Genomic DNA, 17340 nt, shown 5'->3' with positions numbered 1-17340 from the left:
CATGACCATCCGCTTCGCCGCCATCGGCATCAACCACAACCACATTTTCGGGCAGGTCGACGCGCTGCTCGGCGCGGGGGGCGAGTTCGTCGCCTTCCACGCGCCGGAGGACGACCTCGCCGGCCCGTTCCAGGCCCGCTACCCGCAGGCGAAGCGCGTCTCCGACCCGCGCGCCATCCTGGAGGACCCGTCGATCCGGCTGGTCACCTCGGCCGGCATCCCGGCCGACCGGGCGCCGCTCGGCATCGCCGTGATGAAGGCCGGCAAGGACTATCTCTCCGACAAGCCGGGCATGACCTCGCTGGAGCAGCTGGCCGAGGTGCGGCGGGTGCAGGCCGAGACCGGCCGGATCTACTCGATCTGCTACTCCGAGCATTTCCAGACCCGGTCGACCGTCAAGGCGGGCGAGCTGGTGCAGGCCGGGGCGATCGGCAAGGTGATCAACACCGTCGGGCTCGGGCCGCACCGCCTCAATGCCAAGACGCGCCCGGACTGGTTCTTCAAGCGGGCGCGCTACGGCGGCATCCTGACCGACATCGCCTCGCACCAGTTCGAGCAGTTCCTGTTCTTCGCCGGCACGCTCGATGTCGAGGTCGCCTCGGCCGCGGTCGCCAACCGCGGCAATCCGGGCACGCCGGAGCTGCAGGATTTCGGCGAGGCGCTGCTGCGCAGCCCGGACGCCACCGGCTACATCCGGATCGACTGGTTCACGCCGGACGGGCTGCCGACCTGGGGCGACGGGCGGCTGACCATCCTCGGCACCGAGGGCTATATCGAGCTGCGCAAATATGTCGACCCGACCGGCCAGCCCGGCACCGACCACCTGATCCTGGTCGACCAGAAGGGCCTGCAGCGGATCGACTGCAGCGGCGTCGAGCTGCCCTTCGGCCGGCAGCTGGTGGCCGACGTGCTGGAGCGGACGGAGACGGCGATGACCCAGGAGCATTGTTTCAAGGCGATGGAGCTGGCGCTGACGGCGCAAGCGATGGCGGAAGCGACCGCCGGACGGAGGGCGTAGGAATGGCGATCCGCAACGTTGCCGTGATCGGCCTCGGCGTCGGCCGCGGCCACATCGCCGAAGGCTATGCCGAGCACCCGGACAAGTTCCGGGTCGAGGCGATCTGCGACCTGAACCCGGAGCGCCTGGCCGAGATCGGCGACGAGTTCGACATCCCGGTGCGGACCACCCGCTTCGACGAGATCCTGCGCATGCGGGAGATCGAGGTGATCGACATCTGCACCCCGCCGACCGTGCATATCGGCCAGATCCTGGCGGCGCTCGACGCCGGCAAGCAGGTGGTGTGCGAGAAGCCGCTGGTCGGGTCGCTGGCCGATCTCGACCGGGTGGTGAAGGCCGAGGCCGAGGCGCCGGGCCGGGTGATGCCGATCTTCCAGTACCGCTACGGCGACGGGCTGCAGAAGGCCAAGCGCATCGTCGAGGCCGGCATCGCCGGCAAGCCCTATCTCGCCACGGTGGAGACCGCCTGGAACCGCGGCGCCAAATATTATTCGGTGCCCTGGCGCGGCCGGCTCGACACCGAGCTGGGCGGCGTGCTGCTGACCCATGCCATCCATTCGCATGACATCATGACCTATCTGCTGGGGCCGGTGGCCTCGGTCTACTGCCGCACCGCGACCCGGGTGAACCCGATCGAGGTCGAGGACTGCGCCGTGGCCAGCGTGGCGATGCAGAGCGGCGCGCTGGTCTCGCTCGCCGCCACCCTCGGCTCGCAGGTCGAGATCAGCCGGCTGCGCTTCTGCTTCGAGAACGTCACCTTCGAGAGCGGGCTGCAGCCCTATGCCCCGGGCGACGCCCCGTGGCAGATCACCCCGGCCTCGCCGGAGATCGCCCAGCGGATCGAGGGCGCGCTGGCGGAGTGGGAGACGGTGCCGTCGCGCTTCGCCGGCCAGCTCGGCCGCTACCACAAGGCGCTGGAGACCGGCGGTCCGCTGCCGGTGACGCTGGACGACGCGCGCCGGTCGCTGGAACTGGCGACGGCGCTGTTCCATTCTGCGGAGACTGGCGTGGCCGTCGACTTGCCGATCGGCCGCGACCATCCCAAATACGCCGATTGGCGCCCGCAGCCGAAGGCCGTCGCATGAGCCTGCATCCGGATCGTCTGTTCTCCTCCGACCCCGTCCAGCGCGGCATCGCCCGTCGCCTCTATGCCGAGGTCGCCGGCCTGCCGCTGATCAGCCCGCACGGCCACACCGACCCGGCCTGGTACGCCCGGAACGAGGCCTTCCCGGACCCGGCCTCGCTGCTGATCATCCCGGACCACTACATCTTCCGCATGCTCTACAGCCAGGGCGTGCGGCTGGAGAATCTCGGCGTGGCGCGGCGCGACGGCGGCCCGGTCGAGGCCGATCCGCGGGCGATCTGGCGCCGCTTCGCCGAGCATTGGCACCTGTTCCGCGGCACCCCGACCCGGATGTGGCTCGACCACACCTTCGAGACCCTGTTCGGGGTGGAGGAGCGGCTGACCCCGGCCAGCGCCGACCGGATCTACGACCGCATCGCCGAGCGGCTGGCGCGGCCGGACTATCGCCCCCGGGCGCTGTTCGAGCGCTTCAACCTCGAGGTCATCGCCACCACGGAATCGCCGCTCGACCCGCTCGACCACCACCGCGTCCTCCGCGACAGCGGCTGGAAGGGCAGGGTGGTCACCGCCTTCCGCCCCGACCCGGTGGTGGACCCGGAGTTCGACGGCTTCCGCGAGGGGCTGCAGCGCCTCGGCGAGATCACCGGCGAGGACACGCATTCCTGGCGCGGCTACCTGGCCGCCCTGGCCAACCGCCGCGCCTACTTCAAGGAGATGGGCGCGACCTCGACCGATCACGGCCACCCGACCGCGGCGACGGCCGATCTCGACCCGGTGCCGGCGGTGACGCTGTTCGAGAAGATCGTCTCCGGCCATTTCGAGCCGCAGGACGCCGAGCTGTTCCGGGCCCAGATGCTGACCGAGATGGCGCGGATGAGCCTCGAGGACGGGCTGGTGATGCAGATCCACCCCGGCTCGTTCCGCAACCACAACCCGACGCTGCAGCGCGAATTCGGCCGCGACAAGGGCGCCGACATCCCGACCCGCACCGACTATGTCCGGGCGCTGAAGCCGCTGCTCGACCGCTTCGGCAATGACCGGAACCTGTCGGTGATCCTGTTCACGCTGGACGAGAGCACCTATGCGCGCGAGCTGGCGCCGCTGGCCGGGCACTACCCGACCCTGCGTCTTGGCCCGCCCTGGTGGTTCTTCGACAGCCCGGAGGGGATGCTGCGCTTCCGCGAGCTGGCGACCGAGACAGCGGGCTTCTACAACACCGTCGGCTTCAACGACGACACCCGCGCCTTCCCGTCGATCCCGGCCCGGCACGACGTGGCCCGGCGCATCGACTGCCGCTACCTGGCGCAGCTGGTGGCCGAGCACCGGCTGGACGAGGACGAGGCGGCGGAGGTCGCGGTCGACCTCGCCTACCGGTTGCCGAAGGCGGCATACAAGCTGTAGGGCCGACGGAAAAAGGGAACCAAGGCCGGGCCTTGCCGGTCCCGAGGCTTCAATCCACGCTGCCATCATGTTGGCAGCGTTTGATTGACATTTGTCCGGCAAGGGTCCGGAGTCGGGGGGACGATCCTTTTGCGCGCACACCGTAGAGAACAGGCTTTCCCATCATGAATTTTCAGCCCGGCCGAGGCGAGGACGTTCCGGCCGTGGTCCCTGCCGCCGTGCATCCCGCCCCCCGGGAGCGCCGCATCGAGATTTCGGCCCAGATCCTTGCCGGTCTTGCCCTGCTCGGCAGCCTGTGGTTCGGGCTGCTCGCCGCCCTGCTGGCGGGCCTGTTGATCCACGAGCTGGTGCATGCCGTGGCGCCGGTGTTCCGCCGCTTCGGCGCCATGCACAACATCGGCCGCATCATCGCCCTCGGCCTGCTGACGGCGGTGCTGAGCCTGGCGGTGATCTTCGGCGTGATCGAGCTGATCTCCCTGCTCACCACCCGCCAGGAGGGGCTGGTCGCGGTGATGCGCAAGATGGCCGAGGCGGTGGAGGAGGCGAGCCAGCGCCTGCCGCCCTGGATCGTCGCCTATATCCCGGCCAGCGGGCAGGACCTCGACACCACGCTGGCGCAGTCCCTGCGCGACCATGCGCGGGACCTGCTGCAGATCACGACCGATGTCGGGCGCATCCTGGTCCATATCGTCATCGGCCTGGTGATCGGCGGCATGATCGCCATCGCCGACCTGACGGAGCGGCCGGGCCGCGGGCCGCTGGCCCGGGCGATGGCGGACCGGGCCCGGCTCCTGGCCCTGTCGTTCCGCCGCGTCGTCTTCGCCCAGGTGCGGATCTCCGCCCTGAACACCCTGCTGACGGCGATCTACCTGGCCGGAATTCTGCCCCTGTTCGGCATCCACCTGCCGCTGACCAAGACGATGATCGTGGTCACCTTCGTCGTCGGACTCTTGCCGGTGATCGGCAACCTGATTTCGAACACCATCATCTCGATCATCAGCCTGAGCCTGTCGGTCTACGTGATGCTGGGGTCGCTGGCCTTCCTGGTCATCATCCACAAGCTCGAATACTTCGTGAACGCCAAGATCGTCGGCACCCAGATCCAGGCCAGGGCCTGGGAGATCCTGATCGCCATGCTGGTGATGGAGGCGGCCTTCGGCGTGCCCGGCGTGATCGCGGCGCCGGTCTTCTACGCCTATCTCAAGGTCGAGCTCGGACGCAGCAAGCTGGTCTGACGCTCCGCCCGGCGCGCGGGACCTACATCGGCGGCACCAGCCCGTCCTTGCCCACCTGGACCGCGTGCGAGACCAGCGACCCGTCGTCGGCCTTGACCGCGCTGACGATGACATGGGCGCCCTTGGTCAGCTGGTCGCGGCTGCCCGGCTCATAGGTGATCACCGGCACGCCGGGCGGCACCACCAGCTTGGTCTCGACGCCCTGGTAGCGCAGCGTCACCACCCGCCCGTCGGTGCCCTCGACGTCGCCGGCCGTGGCGTTGGTCATGGTGCTGCCGGGCTGCAGGTCGAAGGGGTGCTGGCCTTCGCCGACGCCGCGCATGCTCTCCGGGAACACCTGCACCTCCAGCGCCCGCAGGCTGCCGTCGGGCTGCGGCATGGCGGCGCTGCCGATATAGCTGCCGGGCTTGATGTCGCGGATGTCGGCCGGGGCGATGGTCCGCACCATGGCGTCATCGGCCAGGGTGACGGTCGCGGTGCTGCCGCCGCGGGCGGCGATGGTCATGACCGGCCCGTCCATCGCCTCGATGATGCCGCGGATGCGCTGCTGGGGCTGGCTCTGGGCCATGGCCGGCAGGGCCGCCAGGCCTGCGAACAGGGCCAGGCCCGCGATCGCGCTGCGCTTCATGATGCTGTCCTCGCTGGAGCGTCGACGTCCCCTTCGAGAGACCCGTACGCCCGCACCCGGCCGGCGGTTACATGAATTCCGCCTCAGGACGAAGGACCGGCCTGCCGCGCCTTCCGGGCCAGGGCGATCAGCAGCGCGTCGTCGACGCCGTCGGACGGCGGCAGCCCCTCGGCGCGGCGGAAGGCCTCGGCGGCATCGTCGGAGGCGTAGCCGAGCGTCGCCAGCAGCCGCAGCGCCGCCGCGACCTTGGCGGTCGGCGACCGGGCGCCCAGCAGCGCGGCGGCGTATCGCGGCACGTCGTCCTCCTCCGCCAGCGACCGCGCGAACCAGATCACCGCCTCGGTCTCGTCGCGGGCGACGCCGCGGCCGGTCTCATAGGCGATGCCCAGCTCGCTCTGCGCCTCGGGGTTGCCCTTCTCGGCGGCGATGCGGAACCAGCGCAGCGCCTCGGCATCGTCCTGCGCCACGCCGCGCCCGGTCTTGAAATGGCAGCCGAGATGGAAGGCGGCCTCGGCATCGCCCTGGTCGGCGGCGAGGCGGTACAGGCGCAGCGCCTTGACGTCGTTCTGCGCCGTGCCACGGCCCTGTTCGTACATCAGGCCGAGATTGAGCTGGGAATAGGCATAGCCCCGCTCGGCCGAACGGCGATACCAGCGTGCCGCCTCGGCATCGTCCTCCGGCACGCCGCGGCCGCGCTCATGCATCCAGGCAAGGTTGGCTTCGGCGCGGGCATAGCCCTGCTCGGCGGCCAGGCGATACCAGCGGATGGCCTCGCCGTCGTCCTGCGGCACGCCCTGCCCGCCGCGATAGAGATCGGCGAGATTGGTCCGGGCCCGCGCGATGCCCTGGTCGGCGGCGAGGCGATACAGGCGGGCGGCCTCGGCCAGGTCTTGCGTTACGCCGCGGCCGCTCTCATACATCCAGGCGAGGTTGCTCCGGGCGTGGGCGTAGCCCTGGTCGGCGGCCAGCCGGTACCAGCGCGCGGCCTCGGCATCGTCCTGGGCCACGCCCCGCCCGGTGTCGTACAGGATGCCGATGCCGTTCTGCGCCTCGGCATAGCCCTGCTTGGCGGCCAGGCGGTACCAGCGCATCGCCTTGTCGTCGCTCTGCGGCACGCCGCGGCCATGGTCGTACATGGAGCCGAGCTCGGCCTCGGCGCGAGCATAGCCCTGCGCCGCCGCCCGGCGATACCAGCGCAGCGCCTCGGCATCGTCCTGGGCCACGCCGTGGCCGCCGGCATACAGGAAGGCCAGGTTGGTCTGCGCCCGCGCCAGGTCCTGATCGGCCGCCAGGCGATAGTGGCGGGCGGCCTCGGCCTCGTCCTCGGCCACGCCGCGGCCGACCTCGTACATCCAGCCGAGATTGGTGCGGGCCTCGGCATCGCCCTGCTCGGCGGCGAGGCGATAGAGGCGCACCGCCTCGAAATCGTCCTGCGGCACGCCGCGGCCGGAATAGTACAGGTTGCCCAGCAGGCGCCGGCCGACGGCGGAGCCGGACCCCGCCGCGCGGCCGTACCAATAGGCCGCGGCGGCAGTATCCAGGAGTCCGCCGCGGCCGTTCTCGACCATGGTGCCGAGGCTGTTCTGGGCCGGGGTGTAGCCCTGCTCGGCGGCCAGGCGGTACAGGCGCACCGCAGCGGCCTCGCTGCGCTCGACGCCGCGCCCGTCCTGGTACATGTAGCCGAGATAGGTCTGGCCGCGGTCGTAGCCCTGGGCGGCCGACAGGCGGTACCAGCGCACCGCCTCGGCATCGTCCTGGGCCACCCCGGCGCCGTCCCGGTACATGTCGCCGAGATAGGCCTGGCCGCGGGCGCTGCCCTGCTCGGCGGCCAGCCGGTACCAGTGGACCGCCTCGGCGAGGTCCCGGTCGACGCCGTCGCCGGCCTCGTAGCGATAGCCGAGCCGGATCTGCGCCTCGGCACTCCCGGAGTCGGCAGTCAGGCGCAGGCCGCGCAGCTCTGCCTCGGGGCCTGCCGTGGTGATGGCCAGGATGTCGGAGTGGCCCGGCCCCTCGGGAGTGAGGGGCGACGGGGAGGCCAGGGCCGCCGGCGACGCCAGCATCAGCCCGAGCACGAAACCATGAATGCGCATCTCAAATGGCGGTGCGTGAAATCCCCCTGTTCCCCTCCATCCTCATCGAAACCGGGCCCGCTGTCGATGGGCGATCGTTCCGGGACCGGTCGACGAGGGCTCGTTGGCGTCGGGGGCTGCGCCGGCCGCGGTTATACTTTAAACTTAAAGCAGATCAGGTGGCCACCGGCCGTGTTCAGGACAGTAGAATGATCGATGCCGAGACCGCGGTCGCCGACCGGCCCAAGGACCATCGCGTCGAACTGCGGCTGTGGCTGCGGCTGCTGACCTGCACCACCATGATCGAGCGCGAGGTCCGGCGCCGCCTGGCCGAGAGCTTCGACACCACCCTGCCGCGCTTCGACCTGATGGCGCAGCTGTACAAGATGCGCCAGGGGCTGACCTTGGGCGAGCTCAGCCAGCGGCTGATGGTCTCGAACGGCAACATGACCGGTCTGGTCGAGCGGCTGGTCGAGGGCGGGCTGGTGGCGCGCGAGCAGTCGCAGGCGGACCGGCGCAAGCACGTCATCCGCCTGACCGAAGAGGGCGAGCGCCAGTTCGCCGCCATGGCCGCGGCGCATGGCGACTGGGTGGCCGAGATGACGGCCGGGCTCGGCACCGGCGAGATCGAGCGGCTGATGGAGCTGCTCGGCCGCACCAAGGTGTCGGTGGCCGAAGCCACCCGTCCACGGGGGCGGGGCAAGGCCGAGTAGCCCTGCCCCGCCCAGCGGATCAGGCCGCGCGCGCCACCCGCGGCGCCACCACCAGGTTGACCACGACCGCGACCAGGATGTTGGCGGCCAGCGCCAGCAGCCCGGCATAGACCGTGACCGTGCTGCCGCCGAAGCTCAGCGCGTGCAGCGGCTTCAACCCGTCCTGCCAGACGATCCAGCTGCCGCCGAAGAAGCCGACGGCCCAGCCGGCCAGCAGCGCCGGGGCCTGGAACCAGCCGACATAGAGGCCGAACACCAGCGCCGGCAGGGTCTGCAGGATCCAGACGCCGCCGAGCAGCTGCAGGTCCAGCGCGAACTGCGTCGGCAGGAACACGATCACCAGCAGCGCGCCGACCTTGACCACCAGCGAGGTGAGCTTGGCCACCTGCGCCTCGCCGGCATGGCTGATTCCGGGGTCGACATAGGCCTTCCAGAAGTTGCGGGTGAACAGGTTGGCGGCGCCGATGCTCATCACCGCCGCCGGCACCAGGGCGCCGATGGCGATGGCGGCGAAGGCGAAGCCCGCGAACCAGCTCGGGAACAGCGTCTGGAACAGCGCCGGCACCACGTCGTTCGGGCTGGCGACGTTGAGATGCGCGGCATGGGCCATGTAGCCGAGCAGCGCCAGCAGGCCGAGCAGCAGGGTGTAGGCCGGCAGCAGGGCCGCGTTCTTGCGGATGGTGTTGACGCTGGCCGAGGCGAAGATGCCGGTCAGGGTGTGCGGGTACATGAAGGCGGCGAGGGCCGAGCCCAGGGCCAGCGAGGCATAGGCCACCATCTGGCTGTCGCCGAGCAGGATGCCGCCCGCGCCCTTGGCCTTGAAGGCCTCGTTGGCCGCGTGGAACACGGCGCCGTAGCCGCCGAGCTCCCACGGGATCAGCGCCACCGCGGCCAGCACCGCGATGTAGATCATGATGTCCTTGACGAAGGCGATCAGCGCCGGCGCCCGCAGCCCCGCGGAATAGGTGTAGAGCGCCAGGATGATGAAGGCGATCGCCAGCGGCAGCTCGCCGGTCAGGCCCAGCGCCTTGATCACCGCGGCCATGCCGACCAGCTGCAGCGCGATGTAGGGCATGACGGCGAGGACGCCGGTGATGGCCACCGCCAGCTCCAGCCCGCGCGAGCCGTACTGGCCGAACACCACGTCGCCGGCGGTGACGTAGCCGTGCTCCTTGGCCCGCTTCCACAGCTTCGGCATCACCAGGAAGACGAAGGGGTAGACGATGATGGTGTAGGGCAGGGCGAAGAAGCCGTAGGCGCCGACCGCGTAAACCAGCGCCGGCACCGCGATCACGGTGTAGGCGGTGTAGAAATCGCCGCCGACCAGGAACCAGGTGACCCAGGTGCCGAACTTCCGGCCGCCCAGCCCCCATTCGTCGATATGGGCCATGGTCTCGCCCCGCTTCCAGCGGGCGGCCAGGAAGCCCATGACGGTGACCAGGATGAAGAAGAACGCGAAGACGGCGAGGGCGACGACATCCAGCTCAGTCGTCATGGCGCACGCTCCGGTAGGCGATCCAGATGATCAGCGCGGTCAGCGGCACCCAGGCGAATTGGTACCAGTAGAAGAACGGGAAGCCCAGGATCTCCGGCTCCCGCGCATTGTAGAACGGCACCCACAGGAGCCCGATATAGGGCAGGAGCAGCAGCCACAGCACGGGCCGCCGTGAACGCTCAGGCATGGCGAATCCTTCCATCGCGCGGGCCTACCCCCGGCCCGGTTGCGGCCACCCTGCCATCGTCCCCGGAGATGTTAACCGGAATTAAGTCATGGCGGCATTGCCGCGGACGGGCCGCTCCTAGGACTTCAGGCGGTACCCGGTCCGGAAGATCCAGGCCACGACGGCCAGGCAGGCCACCAGGAAGGCCAGGGTCATGGCCAGGCTGACGGCGACGTTGACGTCGGCGATCCCGTAGAAGCTCCAGCGGAAGCCGCTGATCAGGTAGACCACCGGGTTGAACAGGGCGACGGTCTGCCAGAAGGGCGGCAGCATCGAGATCGAGTAGAAGCTGCCGCCCAGGAAGGTCAGCGGCGTGATGATCAAGAGCGGGATCACCTGCAGCTTCTCGAACCCGTCGGCCCAGATGCCGATGATGAAGCCGAACAGGCTGAAGGTGACGGCCGTCAGCACCAGGAACAGCAGCATCCACAGCGGGTGGAGGATCTGCAGCGGCACGAACAGCCCGGCCGTGGCCAGGATGATGACGCCGAGGACGATCGACTTGGTGGCGGCCGCCCCGACATAGGCGACGACGATCTCGAGATAGGAGACGGGGGCCGACAGCAGCTCGTAGATCGTGCCGATGAATTTCGGGAAGTAGATGCCGATCGAGGCGTTGGAGATGCTCTGGGTCAGCAGCGACAGCATGATCAGCCCGGGCACGATGAAGGCGCCGTAGCTGACCCCGTGGATCTCCTCGATGCGCGAGCCGAGGGCCGCGCCGAAGACCACGAAGTACAGCGAGGTCGAGATCACCGGCGACAGGATGCTCTGCATCAGGGTGCGCCCGGTGCGCGCCATCTCCGACATGTAGATCGCGCGGATCGCGTAGAGGTTCATCGCCGTTCGCTCACCAGCTTGACGAAGATCTCCTCCAGCGAGCTCTGGCTCGTGCGGAGGTCCTTGAACCGGATTCCGGCATCGGCGAGGGCCTGCATCACCGCGGTGATGCCGGTGCGCTCGCCCTGGGTGTCGTAGGTGTAGACCAGCTCGGTGCCGTCGGCCGACAGCGACAGCTGATGCGCGGCCAGCGTGTCGGGAAGGGCGTCCAGCGGGCTCTGCAGCTGCAGCGTCAGCTGCTTCTTGCCAAGCTTGCGCATCAGCTCGGCCTTGTCCTCGACCAGGATGATCTCGCCCTTGCGGATCACCCCGATTCGGTCGGCCATCTCCTCGGCCTCGTCGATGTAGTGGGTGGTCAGGATGATGGTCACGCCCTGGTCCCGCAGCGCGCGGACCAGCCGCCACATGTCCTGCCGCAGCTCGACATCCACCCCCGCGGTGGGCTCGTCCAGGAACAGGATCTGCGGCTCATGCGCCAGCGCCTTGGCGATCAGCACCCGGCGCTTCATGCCGCCGGACAGCGTCATGATCTTGCTGTCCTTCTTGTCCCACAGCGACAGGTCCTTCAGCACCTTCTCGATATGGGCCGGGCTGGCGGGCTTGCCGAACAGCCCGCGGCTGAAGCTGGCGGTGGCCCAGACGGTGGTGAAGGCGTCGGTGGTCAGCTCCTGCGGCACCAGCCCGATGCGGGACCGGGCGGCGCGGTAGTCGCTGACGATGTCGTGGCCGTCGACCGACACCGTCCCGCCGCCCGGCCGGACGATGCCGCAGACGATGTTGATCAGCGTGGTCTTGCCGGCGCCGTTGGGGCCGAGCAGGGCGAAGATCTCGCCGCGCCGGATCTCCAGGTCGACGCTTTTCAGCGCCTGGAAGCCGGAGGCATAGGTCTTCGACAGGTTCGAGACGGTGATGATCGGCGGCATGGCGGCGACCATAGCCGATGCGGCGGGTGATTCGGTGCGGGTTTGTGACCGGACGGGCAACGTCACCGCCGGAAAGAGGGGGGACGGCTGCAGCGTCGGCATGTGCGGAAGCCGTCTTTATCGCACCCTGATCACGACCTTGCCCTTTGCCCGTCCGGTTTCGACATAGGCCAAAGCCTCTTTGGTCGCTTCGAATGGGAAAACCCGATCCACGACCGGCCGGATGATGCCGGAATCAATGAGAGCGCCGATCTCCCGCAACTGGTCTCCGTCGGCCCGCATGAAGAGGAATGAATAGCTGACGTGACGACGCCGTGCTTCCTTCCTGATCCTGCGGCTCAGGAAGCGCATCACCAGCCCGACGAGCCGGTTCGAGCCGATGTCGTTCGCAAAATCCGGGTCGGGCGGGCCGGCGATGCCGATCACCTTGCCGCCGGGCCTCAGCACCTGCGGGGATTTCTCGAGAACCTCTCCGCCTTGGGTGTCGAGCACCACATCGAAATCTCTCAGGGTCCTGGCGAAATCGTCCTTCTTATAGTCGATGACGATATCGGCGCCGAGGCGTCTCACCAGATCGGCATTCGCAGCGCTCGCCGTCGTCGCCACGGTCGCGCCGACATGCTTGGCCAGCTGAATGGCGAATGTTCCCACGCCGCCGGAGCCGGCGTGGATGAGAACCTTCTGTCCCTTCTTCAGCCCGGCTCTTTCGATCAATGCTTGCCAGGCGGTCAGGCCGACGAGGGGGATCGAGGCCGCTTCCTCCATGGTCAGGGCTTTCGGCTTGAGCGCCACGTCGGCTTCGTTCATCGCGATGAATTCCGCGAAGGCGCCGATCCGATTGTGATGCGGCCGGGCATAGACCTCGTCGCCGGCCTTGAAGCGCCGCACCCGGGATCCCACCCGCACCACGACGCCGGCCACGTCGTTGCCCAGGATCAGCGGCAGGCGGAAGGGCAGGATCAGCTTGAACTCGCCGCTTCTGATCTTGTTGTCCAGGGCGTTCACGCCGGCGGCGTGAACCTGAACCAGCACGTCGTCCTCGCGCAGCTCCGGTTCCGGCATCTCACCGGCCCGCACGCTGTCCGCGCGGCCATAGCGATCGACGATGAAGGCCTTCATGACATTGTCTTCCTGCCGTTCTCGAATGCTGCGGCCGCCAAAGGGTTCAGGCCGGCAGGCGCAGCTGCTTGCGGAGGCTCTTGTCGAACATCTCCGCGGGCACGAACCGACGCAGCAGACTGACCTGCCGCGCGACCTTGCCGGCGGTGTAGCGCCGCCGCGGGCGGGCGTCGGTCGCAGCCTTGAGCACCGCATCGGCCACCACCTTCGGGTCGTCGCCCGTGCTCACCATTTCCCTGGTCAGCGCGCCGGCGTCGGCCCGAGCCCGGTCATAGTCCGCCAGCATGGCGTCCGGCTCGAGGGCGTTCTGCTCGAAGCCGCTGCGCGTGTTGGCCGGCTCGATCAGCGAGACGCGGATGTTGAAGGCGCGGACTTCGTGGTCGAGCGATTCCGAATAGCCTTCGAGCGCGTGCTTGGTCGCCGAATAATGGGTGGAGTACGGCGCGGGGATCAGCCCCAGGATCGAGCCGATATTGATGATCCGCCCATGGCCGCGCCGCCGCATCGACGGCAGCACCGCGTTGGTCACGCGCACGGTGCCGAACAGGTTGACGTCGAACAGGGCGCGGACCTGGGCGATGGAGGATTCCTCGGCCCCGCCGATCAGGCCGATGCCGGCGTTGTTGACCAGAACATCGATCCGTCCGGTCTGCGAGATCACGGTCGAAACCAGGGTGTCGACGGATTCGTCGTCGGTCACGTCGCAGGCCAGCATCGACACACCGGCCGGGCCGTTGCCGGTCGTCCGGCGACTTGTCCCGAACACGGCGAACCCCGCTCGCGCCAACGCCTCGGCGCTGGCGCGACCGATGCCGGAGGAGGCTCCGGTCACGATCGCGGTCTTTCCCGAATGTGCGGTCATCAATGCTCCAAACCCACAAAGCCTGGCCAGTGGCGGCCGATTGCATTATGGTCAGTTAATCACATTATGATCATAATTCAATAGGCAGCCCAAGGCAAAGCCATGCGCTACGAGAAGGGTCGGAAGGACGCAACGCGCCGGCGGATCACGGAGGTCGCCTCCGAACGGTTCCGGTCCGGCGGCATCGCCGGGTCCGGAGTCGCAAGCATCATGAGCGACGCCGGGCTGACGAACGGGGCCTTCTATCCGCACTTTCAATCCAAGGAGGAGCTTGTCCGCGAAACCCTGGCCGCGGCCCTGGAGGCGCAGTCGAACCAACTGCGGGATGTCCTGGCCGCCGGCGGGCTGGAGGCGGCCGTCGCGGCCTATTTGTCGGCGGAGCATCGGGATAATCCGGCAACCGGCTGTGCGTCGGCGGCGCTGCTGCCGGAGCTTGCGCGTCAGCCGCCGGAGACGCGCCGACTCTATGCCGAACGCTTCCTCGCCCTGGTGCGCCAGGTGTCGGCGGCTCTGCCGACGCAGACCCGGGATCCGGAGGGCGTCGTGCTGGGTGTCTTCGCGACGCTCATCGGCGCGCTCCAGCTCGCCCGTGCCGTCGAGGGGAGCGCGTTGTCGGATCGCATCCTGGCGGCAGGAGCGGACGCGGCGCGGGTGCTGGTCCGGCCGCCTCGGGACGAAGCGGCGCCCTGAGGCGCGGTGGCTGCACAGCATCTGCCGGCAACGGCAAACGAGTTTACCCGCCGTTCTTCTCGTCGCTGGTGACGACCCCGTCGACCAGGTGGATGCGCCGGTCCATACGCGCCGCCAGGTCGATATCGTGGGTCACCGCCACCACGGTCTTGCCGCGCTCATGCACCAGGGCCGAGAGGATGGCGAAGACCTGCTCCGAGCTGTGCGAGTCGAGGCTGCCGGTCGGCTCGTCGGCCAGCAGCAGCGGCGGGTCGTTGGCCAGCGACCGGGCCACCGCCACGCGCTGGCGCTGGCCGCCGGACAGCTGGTCGGGCCGCTTGCCGCGATGGTCGGCGAGGCCGAGCGCGTCGAGCAGCGCATCCGCCCGCTCGCGCATCTCCCGGGCGCCGAGGCGGCCGAGCTTGCGCATCGGGATCTCGACATTCTCGCGCGTCGTGAACTCCGGCAGCAGGAAGTGGAACTGGAAGACGAAGCCGATCGACTCCAGCCGCAGCCGGGCCCGGCCGCGCTCGTTCAACGCCGCCGAATCCTGTCCGGCGATGCGCAGCTCCCCGCCCGTCTGCCGGTCGAGCAGGCCGAGCAGATAGAGCAGCGAGGACTTGCCGGAGCCGGAAGGGCCGGTGACGGCGACCAGCTCGCGCTCGCCGATCGCCAGCGACACGTCCTTGACCAGCGTCACCGGCACCGTCTCCGGCAGCACCCGGGTCAGCCCCTTGGCTTCGATGAGCGCGCTCATGTCGCCCCCCGGATGATGTCGACCGGGTTCAGCTTCGCCGCCTGGCGGGCGGGCAGGTAGCCGGCGATGCCGGCGGCGGCCAGGGCGAAGCCGGCGGCGATCAGGTAGTGCCAGGGGCTCCAGGTCAGCGGCAGCTTGGTGATCTCGCGCCCCACCGTGCCGCCGGAGATGTGCAGCTCCACCTGCGACAGGCCGAAGCACAAAGCGAAGCCCAGCAGCCAGCCGGCCAGCGACCCGGCGAGGCCGAGCGTCAGCCCCTCCAGCAGGAACAGCCGGCGCATGTCCCGCGCCTCGAAGCCGAGCGACTTCAGGATGGCGATGTCGCGCGCCTTCTCATGGGTGATGGTCGAGACGATGTTGAAGATGCCGAAGCCGGCCACCAGCAGGATGGCGCCGACCACCGTGTACATGATGATGTTGCGGATGACGAAGGCCTCCAGCAGGGATTCGTTCGCCTCCTGCCAGGCCACCGCCTTGTAGCCGATCAGCGCCTCGGCCCGCTTGGCCACCGCCGGCGCGGCGTTCGGATCATCGAGCTTCAGCCGGATCTCGTTGATGGCGTTCGGCCGCTCGCCCAGGATCTGCGCGATCTTCAGCAGGACATAGCCCTCGCCCTCGTCGCGGGCGGTGACCCCGGTGTGGAACAGGCCGACGATCTTGACCGCGCGGCTCTGGCCGGTGGCGGAGACCAGGGTGACGGTGGTGCCGAGATCGGCCCCCAGCCGCTTCGCCAGGCCGTCCCCGACCACGATGTTGTTGCCGCCGGCGATCAGCGAATCGAAGCTGCCCTGGCGGAAATCCTGGGCGATCGAGGACACGCGCGCTTCCTGCCGCGGCTCGACGCCGAAGATGCTGATGCCGATGTCCTGCCCGGCATAGCGGACCACGCCCTGGGTCTTCAGGCTCTTCGACATCCGCCCTGGGATCCAGGCAGTCAGCGCCGCCGCCGCCGCGGTCGGGTTCAGGATGCCGCGCCGGTCGTCCCGCGGCCGCAGCCCGGCGATCGCGACCGCGTCGAATTCGTCCTCCGCCGGCTGGCGCGCCGCGGTCCGCCGCTCGTCGGTGATCTGGACATGCGGCATGGTGTCGATCAGCTGGGCGACGAAATCATCCTCGCCGCCCTGCATCAGCGCCGCCATGGCGATCGAGAAGCCGACGCCCAGCGCCGTGCCCAGGATCGCGACCAGGGTCTGCCGGCCGCGGCCGATGATGTGGGTGACGGCGAGGTCGAGCAGCAGCCGCATGGCTCAGCCCTCCGGCGCCACCCGGGCGCCGTCGGCCAGCGCCTCGGGGAAGGGGCTGATCACGCGGTCGCCCTCGGCCAGGCCGGACAGCACTTCGATGTCCCGGATGCCGCGGATGCCGGCCGCGATCGTCCGGCGTCGGGCCCGGCTGTCGCCATCGACCACGAAGACGGCGTCGCCGGCCACCGCCTCGGTGGGGACCAGCAGGGCGTTCGGCACCGTCCGGTTGACGATGTTGACGTCGACCGTCATGCCGATCCGCACCGGCGTGTCGTCCGGCAGGGCCAGGCGGACGCGGTAGGTCTTGGCCACCGGGTCGCCCTTCGGCGTGATGCTGTCGACGGTGGCCGGCAGCGCCTGGCCCGGGAAGGCGTCGGCGCGCAGCAGCGCTTTCTGCCCGACCGCGACCAGGGGGATGTCCTCCTCATTGACGTCGGCGATGACCCAGAGCGGCTTCGGCTCGCCGACCCAGAACAGGATGGTGCCGGGGTCGACGATCTCGCCGACCTCGCCGTCCTTGCGCAGCACCAGGCCGCGCATCGGCGCCCGCAGGACGTAGTTCTCCAGCTTGGCGGTCTGGCCGGCGATCAGCGCCTCCAGCTGCGACAGCTCGCTGCGCGCCTGGTCCAGCGCCTGGACGCTGGCGACATTGCGGCCGGCCAGGACCAGCTGCCGGTCGTGCTCGGCCGAGGCCAGCTTGTGCCGCGCCTTCAGCTCGGCCAGCGTCGCCTCGGCCTCGCGGCTGTCCAGCCGGGCCAGCTCCGCGCCGGGCTCGACCGGCTCGCTTTCGCAGTCGCACATCGCCGTGATCCGTTCCTGGACCATCGGTGTCACCTTGGCCCAGATGCGCGGCTCGATCACGCCGGTGGCGTAGACGATCTGCGCCGCCTCGCCGCGCCTGGGCGCGGCGGTCGCGACGGCGGCGGGGCGGCCGAACAGCCAGAACGCGGCGCCGGCGATCAGCGCGAGCACCAGGACGACGGACAGGATGCGGACGGTCTTCAACTGCGGCTCCGGAAGCGGCGAGTCGGCGAGAATATATATACGAGACAGTATC

Annotated in this window: 17 protein-coding genes; 6 read left to right on the top strand and 11 right to left on the bottom strand. The window is 69.3% G+C overall.

The window, feature by feature from the left end; genetic code table 11:
• Position 1: 1 nt before the first annotated feature.
• The 4 genes from ACTOWL_RS05960 to ACTOWL_RS05945 all read left to right on the top strand — a co-directional run bounded on the left by ACTOWL_RS05960 (position 2) and on the right by ACTOWL_RS05945 (position 4738).
• On the top strand, positions 2-1018 hold the full coding sequence (locus ACTOWL_RS05960; protein WP_441320280.1) for a Gfo/Idh/MocA family protein: 1017 nt from the start codon (positions 2-4) through the stop codon (positions 1016-1018).
• Between the two features lie 2 nt (positions 1019-1020).
• A complete protein-coding gene (locus ACTOWL_RS05955; RefSeq protein WP_441320279.1) occupies positions 1021-2103 on the top strand; it encodes a Gfo/Idh/MocA family protein in 1083 nt (360 codons plus the stop codon).
• A complete protein-coding gene (gene uxaC / locus ACTOWL_RS05950) occupies positions 2100-3503 on the top strand; it encodes a glucuronate isomerase (RefSeq protein WP_441320278.1) in 1404 nt (467 codons plus the stop codon). Before ACTOWL_RS05955 ends, uxaC begins: the two co-directional genes overlap by 4 nt.
• 203 nt (positions 3504-3706) lie before the next feature.
• Positions 3707-4738, top strand: a complete 1032-nt coding sequence (locus tag ACTOWL_RS05945) for an AI-2E family transporter (RefSeq protein WP_441320277.1) — start codon at positions 3707-3709, stop codon at positions 4736-4738.
• A gap of 22 nt (positions 4739-4760) precedes the next feature.
• Here ACTOWL_RS05945 and ACTOWL_RS05940 read toward each other — a convergent pair whose 3' ends face one another.
• Positions 4761-5366, bottom strand: coding sequence for a hypothetical protein (locus tag ACTOWL_RS05940; RefSeq protein WP_441320276.1), 606 nt, complete (start codon positions 5364-5366; stop codon positions 4761-4763).
• Between the two features lie 83 nt (positions 5367-5449).
• Positions 5450-7456, bottom strand: coding sequence for an SEL1-like repeat protein (locus tag ACTOWL_RS05935; RefSeq protein ID WP_441320275.1), 2007 nt, complete (start codon positions 7454-7456; stop codon positions 5450-5452).
• Between the two features lie 188 nt (positions 7457-7644).
• Here ACTOWL_RS05935 and ACTOWL_RS05930 point away from each other — a divergent pair, with 188 nt between their 5' ends.
• Positions 7645-8148 (top strand): MarR family winged helix-turn-helix transcriptional regulator, encoded by a 504-nt coding sequence (locus tag ACTOWL_RS05930; RefSeq protein ID WP_441320274.1) that lies wholly within the window; start codon positions 7645-7647, stop codon positions 8146-8148.
• 19 nt (positions 8149-8167) lie between these two features.
• On the opposite strand, the gene mctP is transcribed toward ACTOWL_RS05930, so the two are convergent.
• The 6 genes from mctP to ACTOWL_RS05900 form a co-directional block, all read right to left on the bottom strand.
• Positions 8168-9643 (bottom strand): monocarboxylate uptake permease MctP, encoded by a 1476-nt coding sequence (gene mctP / locus ACTOWL_RS05925; protein ID WP_441320273.1) that lies wholly within the window; start codon positions 9641-9643, stop codon positions 8168-8170.
• A complete protein-coding gene (locus ACTOWL_RS05920) occupies positions 9633-9830 on the bottom strand; it encodes a DUF3311 domain-containing protein (RefSeq protein WP_441320272.1) in 198 nt (65 codons plus the stop codon). The genes mctP and ACTOWL_RS05920 overlap by 11 nt, the downstream gene beginning before the upstream one ends.
• Positions 9831-9947: 117 nt before the next feature.
• The gene (locus ACTOWL_RS05915; protein WP_441320271.1) at positions 9948-10709 is read right to left on the bottom strand and encodes an ABC transporter permease; all 762 of its coding nucleotides are present in this window, start codon (positions 10707-10709) and stop codon (positions 9948-9950) included.
• On the bottom strand, positions 10706-11632 hold the full coding sequence (locus ACTOWL_RS05910; protein ID WP_441320270.1) for an ABC transporter ATP-binding protein: 927 nt from the start codon (positions 11630-11632) through the stop codon (positions 10706-10708). Before ACTOWL_RS05910 ends, ACTOWL_RS05915 begins: the two co-directional genes overlap by 4 nt.
• A 117-nt stretch (positions 11633-11749) precedes the next feature.
• The gene (locus tag ACTOWL_RS05905) at positions 11750-12751 is read right to left on the bottom strand and encodes an NADP-dependent oxidoreductase (RefSeq protein ID WP_441320269.1); all 1002 of its coding nucleotides are present in this window, start codon (positions 12749-12751) and stop codon (positions 11750-11752) included.
• Between the two features lie 46 nt (positions 12752-12797).
• Entirely contained in the window at positions 12798-13613 is an 816-nt protein-coding gene (locus tag ACTOWL_RS05900) for an oxidoreductase (protein ID WP_441320268.1), read from the bottom strand.
• Positions 13614-13715: 102 nt separating this feature from the next.
• Here ACTOWL_RS05900 and ACTOWL_RS05895 point away from each other — a divergent pair, with 102 nt between their 5' ends.
• A complete protein-coding gene (locus tag ACTOWL_RS05895; protein ID WP_441320267.1) occupies positions 13716-14303 on the top strand; it encodes a TetR/AcrR family transcriptional regulator in 588 nt (195 codons plus the stop codon).
• Positions 14304-14346: 43 nt separating this feature from the next.
• On the opposite strand, the gene ACTOWL_RS05890 is transcribed toward ACTOWL_RS05895, so the two are convergent.
• Genes ACTOWL_RS05890 through ACTOWL_RS05880 form a run of 3 tightly spaced genes read right to left on the bottom strand, consistent with a single transcriptional unit; the run spans position 14347 to position 17288 of the window.
• Positions 14347-15039 carry an ABC transporter ATP-binding protein gene (locus ACTOWL_RS05890; protein ID WP_441320266.1) on the bottom strand — a complete coding sequence of 231 codons (693 nt, stop codon included), beginning with the start codon at positions 15037-15039 and terminating at the stop codon, positions 14347-14349.
• Complete coding sequence (locus tag ACTOWL_RS05885; RefSeq protein ID WP_441320265.1) at positions 15036-16283, bottom strand: ABC transporter permease; 1248 nt, start codon at positions 16281-16283, stop codon at positions 15036-15038. The genes ACTOWL_RS05890 and ACTOWL_RS05885 overlap by 4 nt, the downstream gene beginning before the upstream one ends.
• 3 nt (positions 16284-16286) lie before the next feature.
• Positions 16287-17288 (bottom strand): efflux RND transporter periplasmic adaptor subunit, encoded by a 1002-nt coding sequence (locus ACTOWL_RS05880; RefSeq protein ID WP_441320264.1) that lies wholly within the window; start codon positions 17286-17288, stop codon positions 16287-16289.
• Between the last annotated feature and the right edge of the window lie 52 nt (positions 17289-17340).

The organism is Inquilinus sp. CA228, from assembly GCF_052078665.1.
Taxonomy (GTDB): Bacteria; Pseudomonadota; Alphaproteobacteria; order DSM-16000; family Inquilinaceae; genus Inquilinus.
Note: the sequence above shows the minus strand (reverse complement) of the source record. Positions and strands in the feature narration are given on the sequence as shown.

What these genes read in the sequence shown, in the direction of transcription:
- ACTOWL_RS05935 (WP_441320275.1), bottom strand. Translation starts at nt 7,456, where the DNA reads ATGCGCATTCATGGTTTCGTGCTCGGGCTGATGCTGGCGTCGCCGGCG.
- ACTOWL_RS05910 (WP_441320270.1), bottom strand. Translation starts at nt 11,632, where the DNA reads ATGCCGCCGATCATCACCGTCTCGAACCTGTCGAAGACCTATGCCTCC.
- ACTOWL_RS05895 (WP_441320267.1), top strand. Translation starts at nt 13,716, where the DNA reads ATGCGCTACGAGAAGGGTCGGAAGGACGCAACGCGCCGGCGGATCACG.
- ACTOWL_RS05930 (WP_441320274.1), top strand. Translation starts at nt 7,645, where the DNA reads ATGATCGATGCCGAGACCGCGGTCGCCGACCGGCCCAAGGACCATCGC.
- ACTOWL_RS05885 (WP_441320265.1), bottom strand. Translation starts at nt 16,283, where the DNA reads ATGCGGCTGCTGCTCGACCTCGCCGTCACCCACATCATCGGCCGCGGC.
- ACTOWL_RS05960 (WP_441320280.1), top strand. Translation starts at nt 2, where the DNA reads ATGACCATCCGCTTCGCCGCCATCGGCATCAACCACAACCACATTTTC.
- ACTOWL_RS05955 (WP_441320279.1), top strand. Translation starts at nt 1,021, where the DNA reads ATGGCGATCCGCAACGTTGCCGTGATCGGCCTCGGCGTCGGCCGCGGC.
- mctP (WP_441320273.1), bottom strand. Translation starts at nt 9,643, where the DNA reads ATGACGACTGAGCTGGATGTCGTCGCCCTCGCCGTCTTCGCGTTCTTC.
- ACTOWL_RS05940 (WP_441320276.1), bottom strand. Translation starts at nt 5,366, where the DNA reads ATGAAGCGCAGCGCGATCGCGGGCCTGGCCCTGTTCGCAGGCCTGGCG.
- ACTOWL_RS05920 (WP_441320272.1), bottom strand. Translation starts at nt 9,830, where the DNA reads ATGCCTGAGCGTTCACGGCGGCCCGTGCTGTGGCTGCTGCTCCTGCCC.
- ACTOWL_RS05890 (WP_441320266.1), bottom strand. Translation starts at nt 15,039, where the DNA reads ATGAGCGCGCTCATCGAAGCCAAGGGGCTGACCCGGGTGCTGCCGGAG.
- uxaC (WP_441320278.1), top strand. Translation starts at nt 2,100, where the DNA reads ATGAGCCTGCATCCGGATCGTCTGTTCTCCTCCGACCCCGTCCAGCGC.
- ACTOWL_RS05900 (WP_441320268.1), bottom strand. Translation starts at nt 13,613, where the DNA reads ATGACCGCACATTCGGGAAAGACCGCGATCGTGACCGGAGCCTCCTCC.
- ACTOWL_RS05915 (WP_441320271.1), bottom strand. Translation starts at nt 10,709, where the DNA reads ATGAACCTCTACGCGATCCGCGCGATCTACATGTCGGAGATGGCGCGC.
- ACTOWL_RS05905 (WP_441320269.1), bottom strand. Translation starts at nt 12,751, where the DNA reads ATGAAGGCCTTCATCGTCGATCGCTATGGCCGCGCGGACAGCGTGCGG.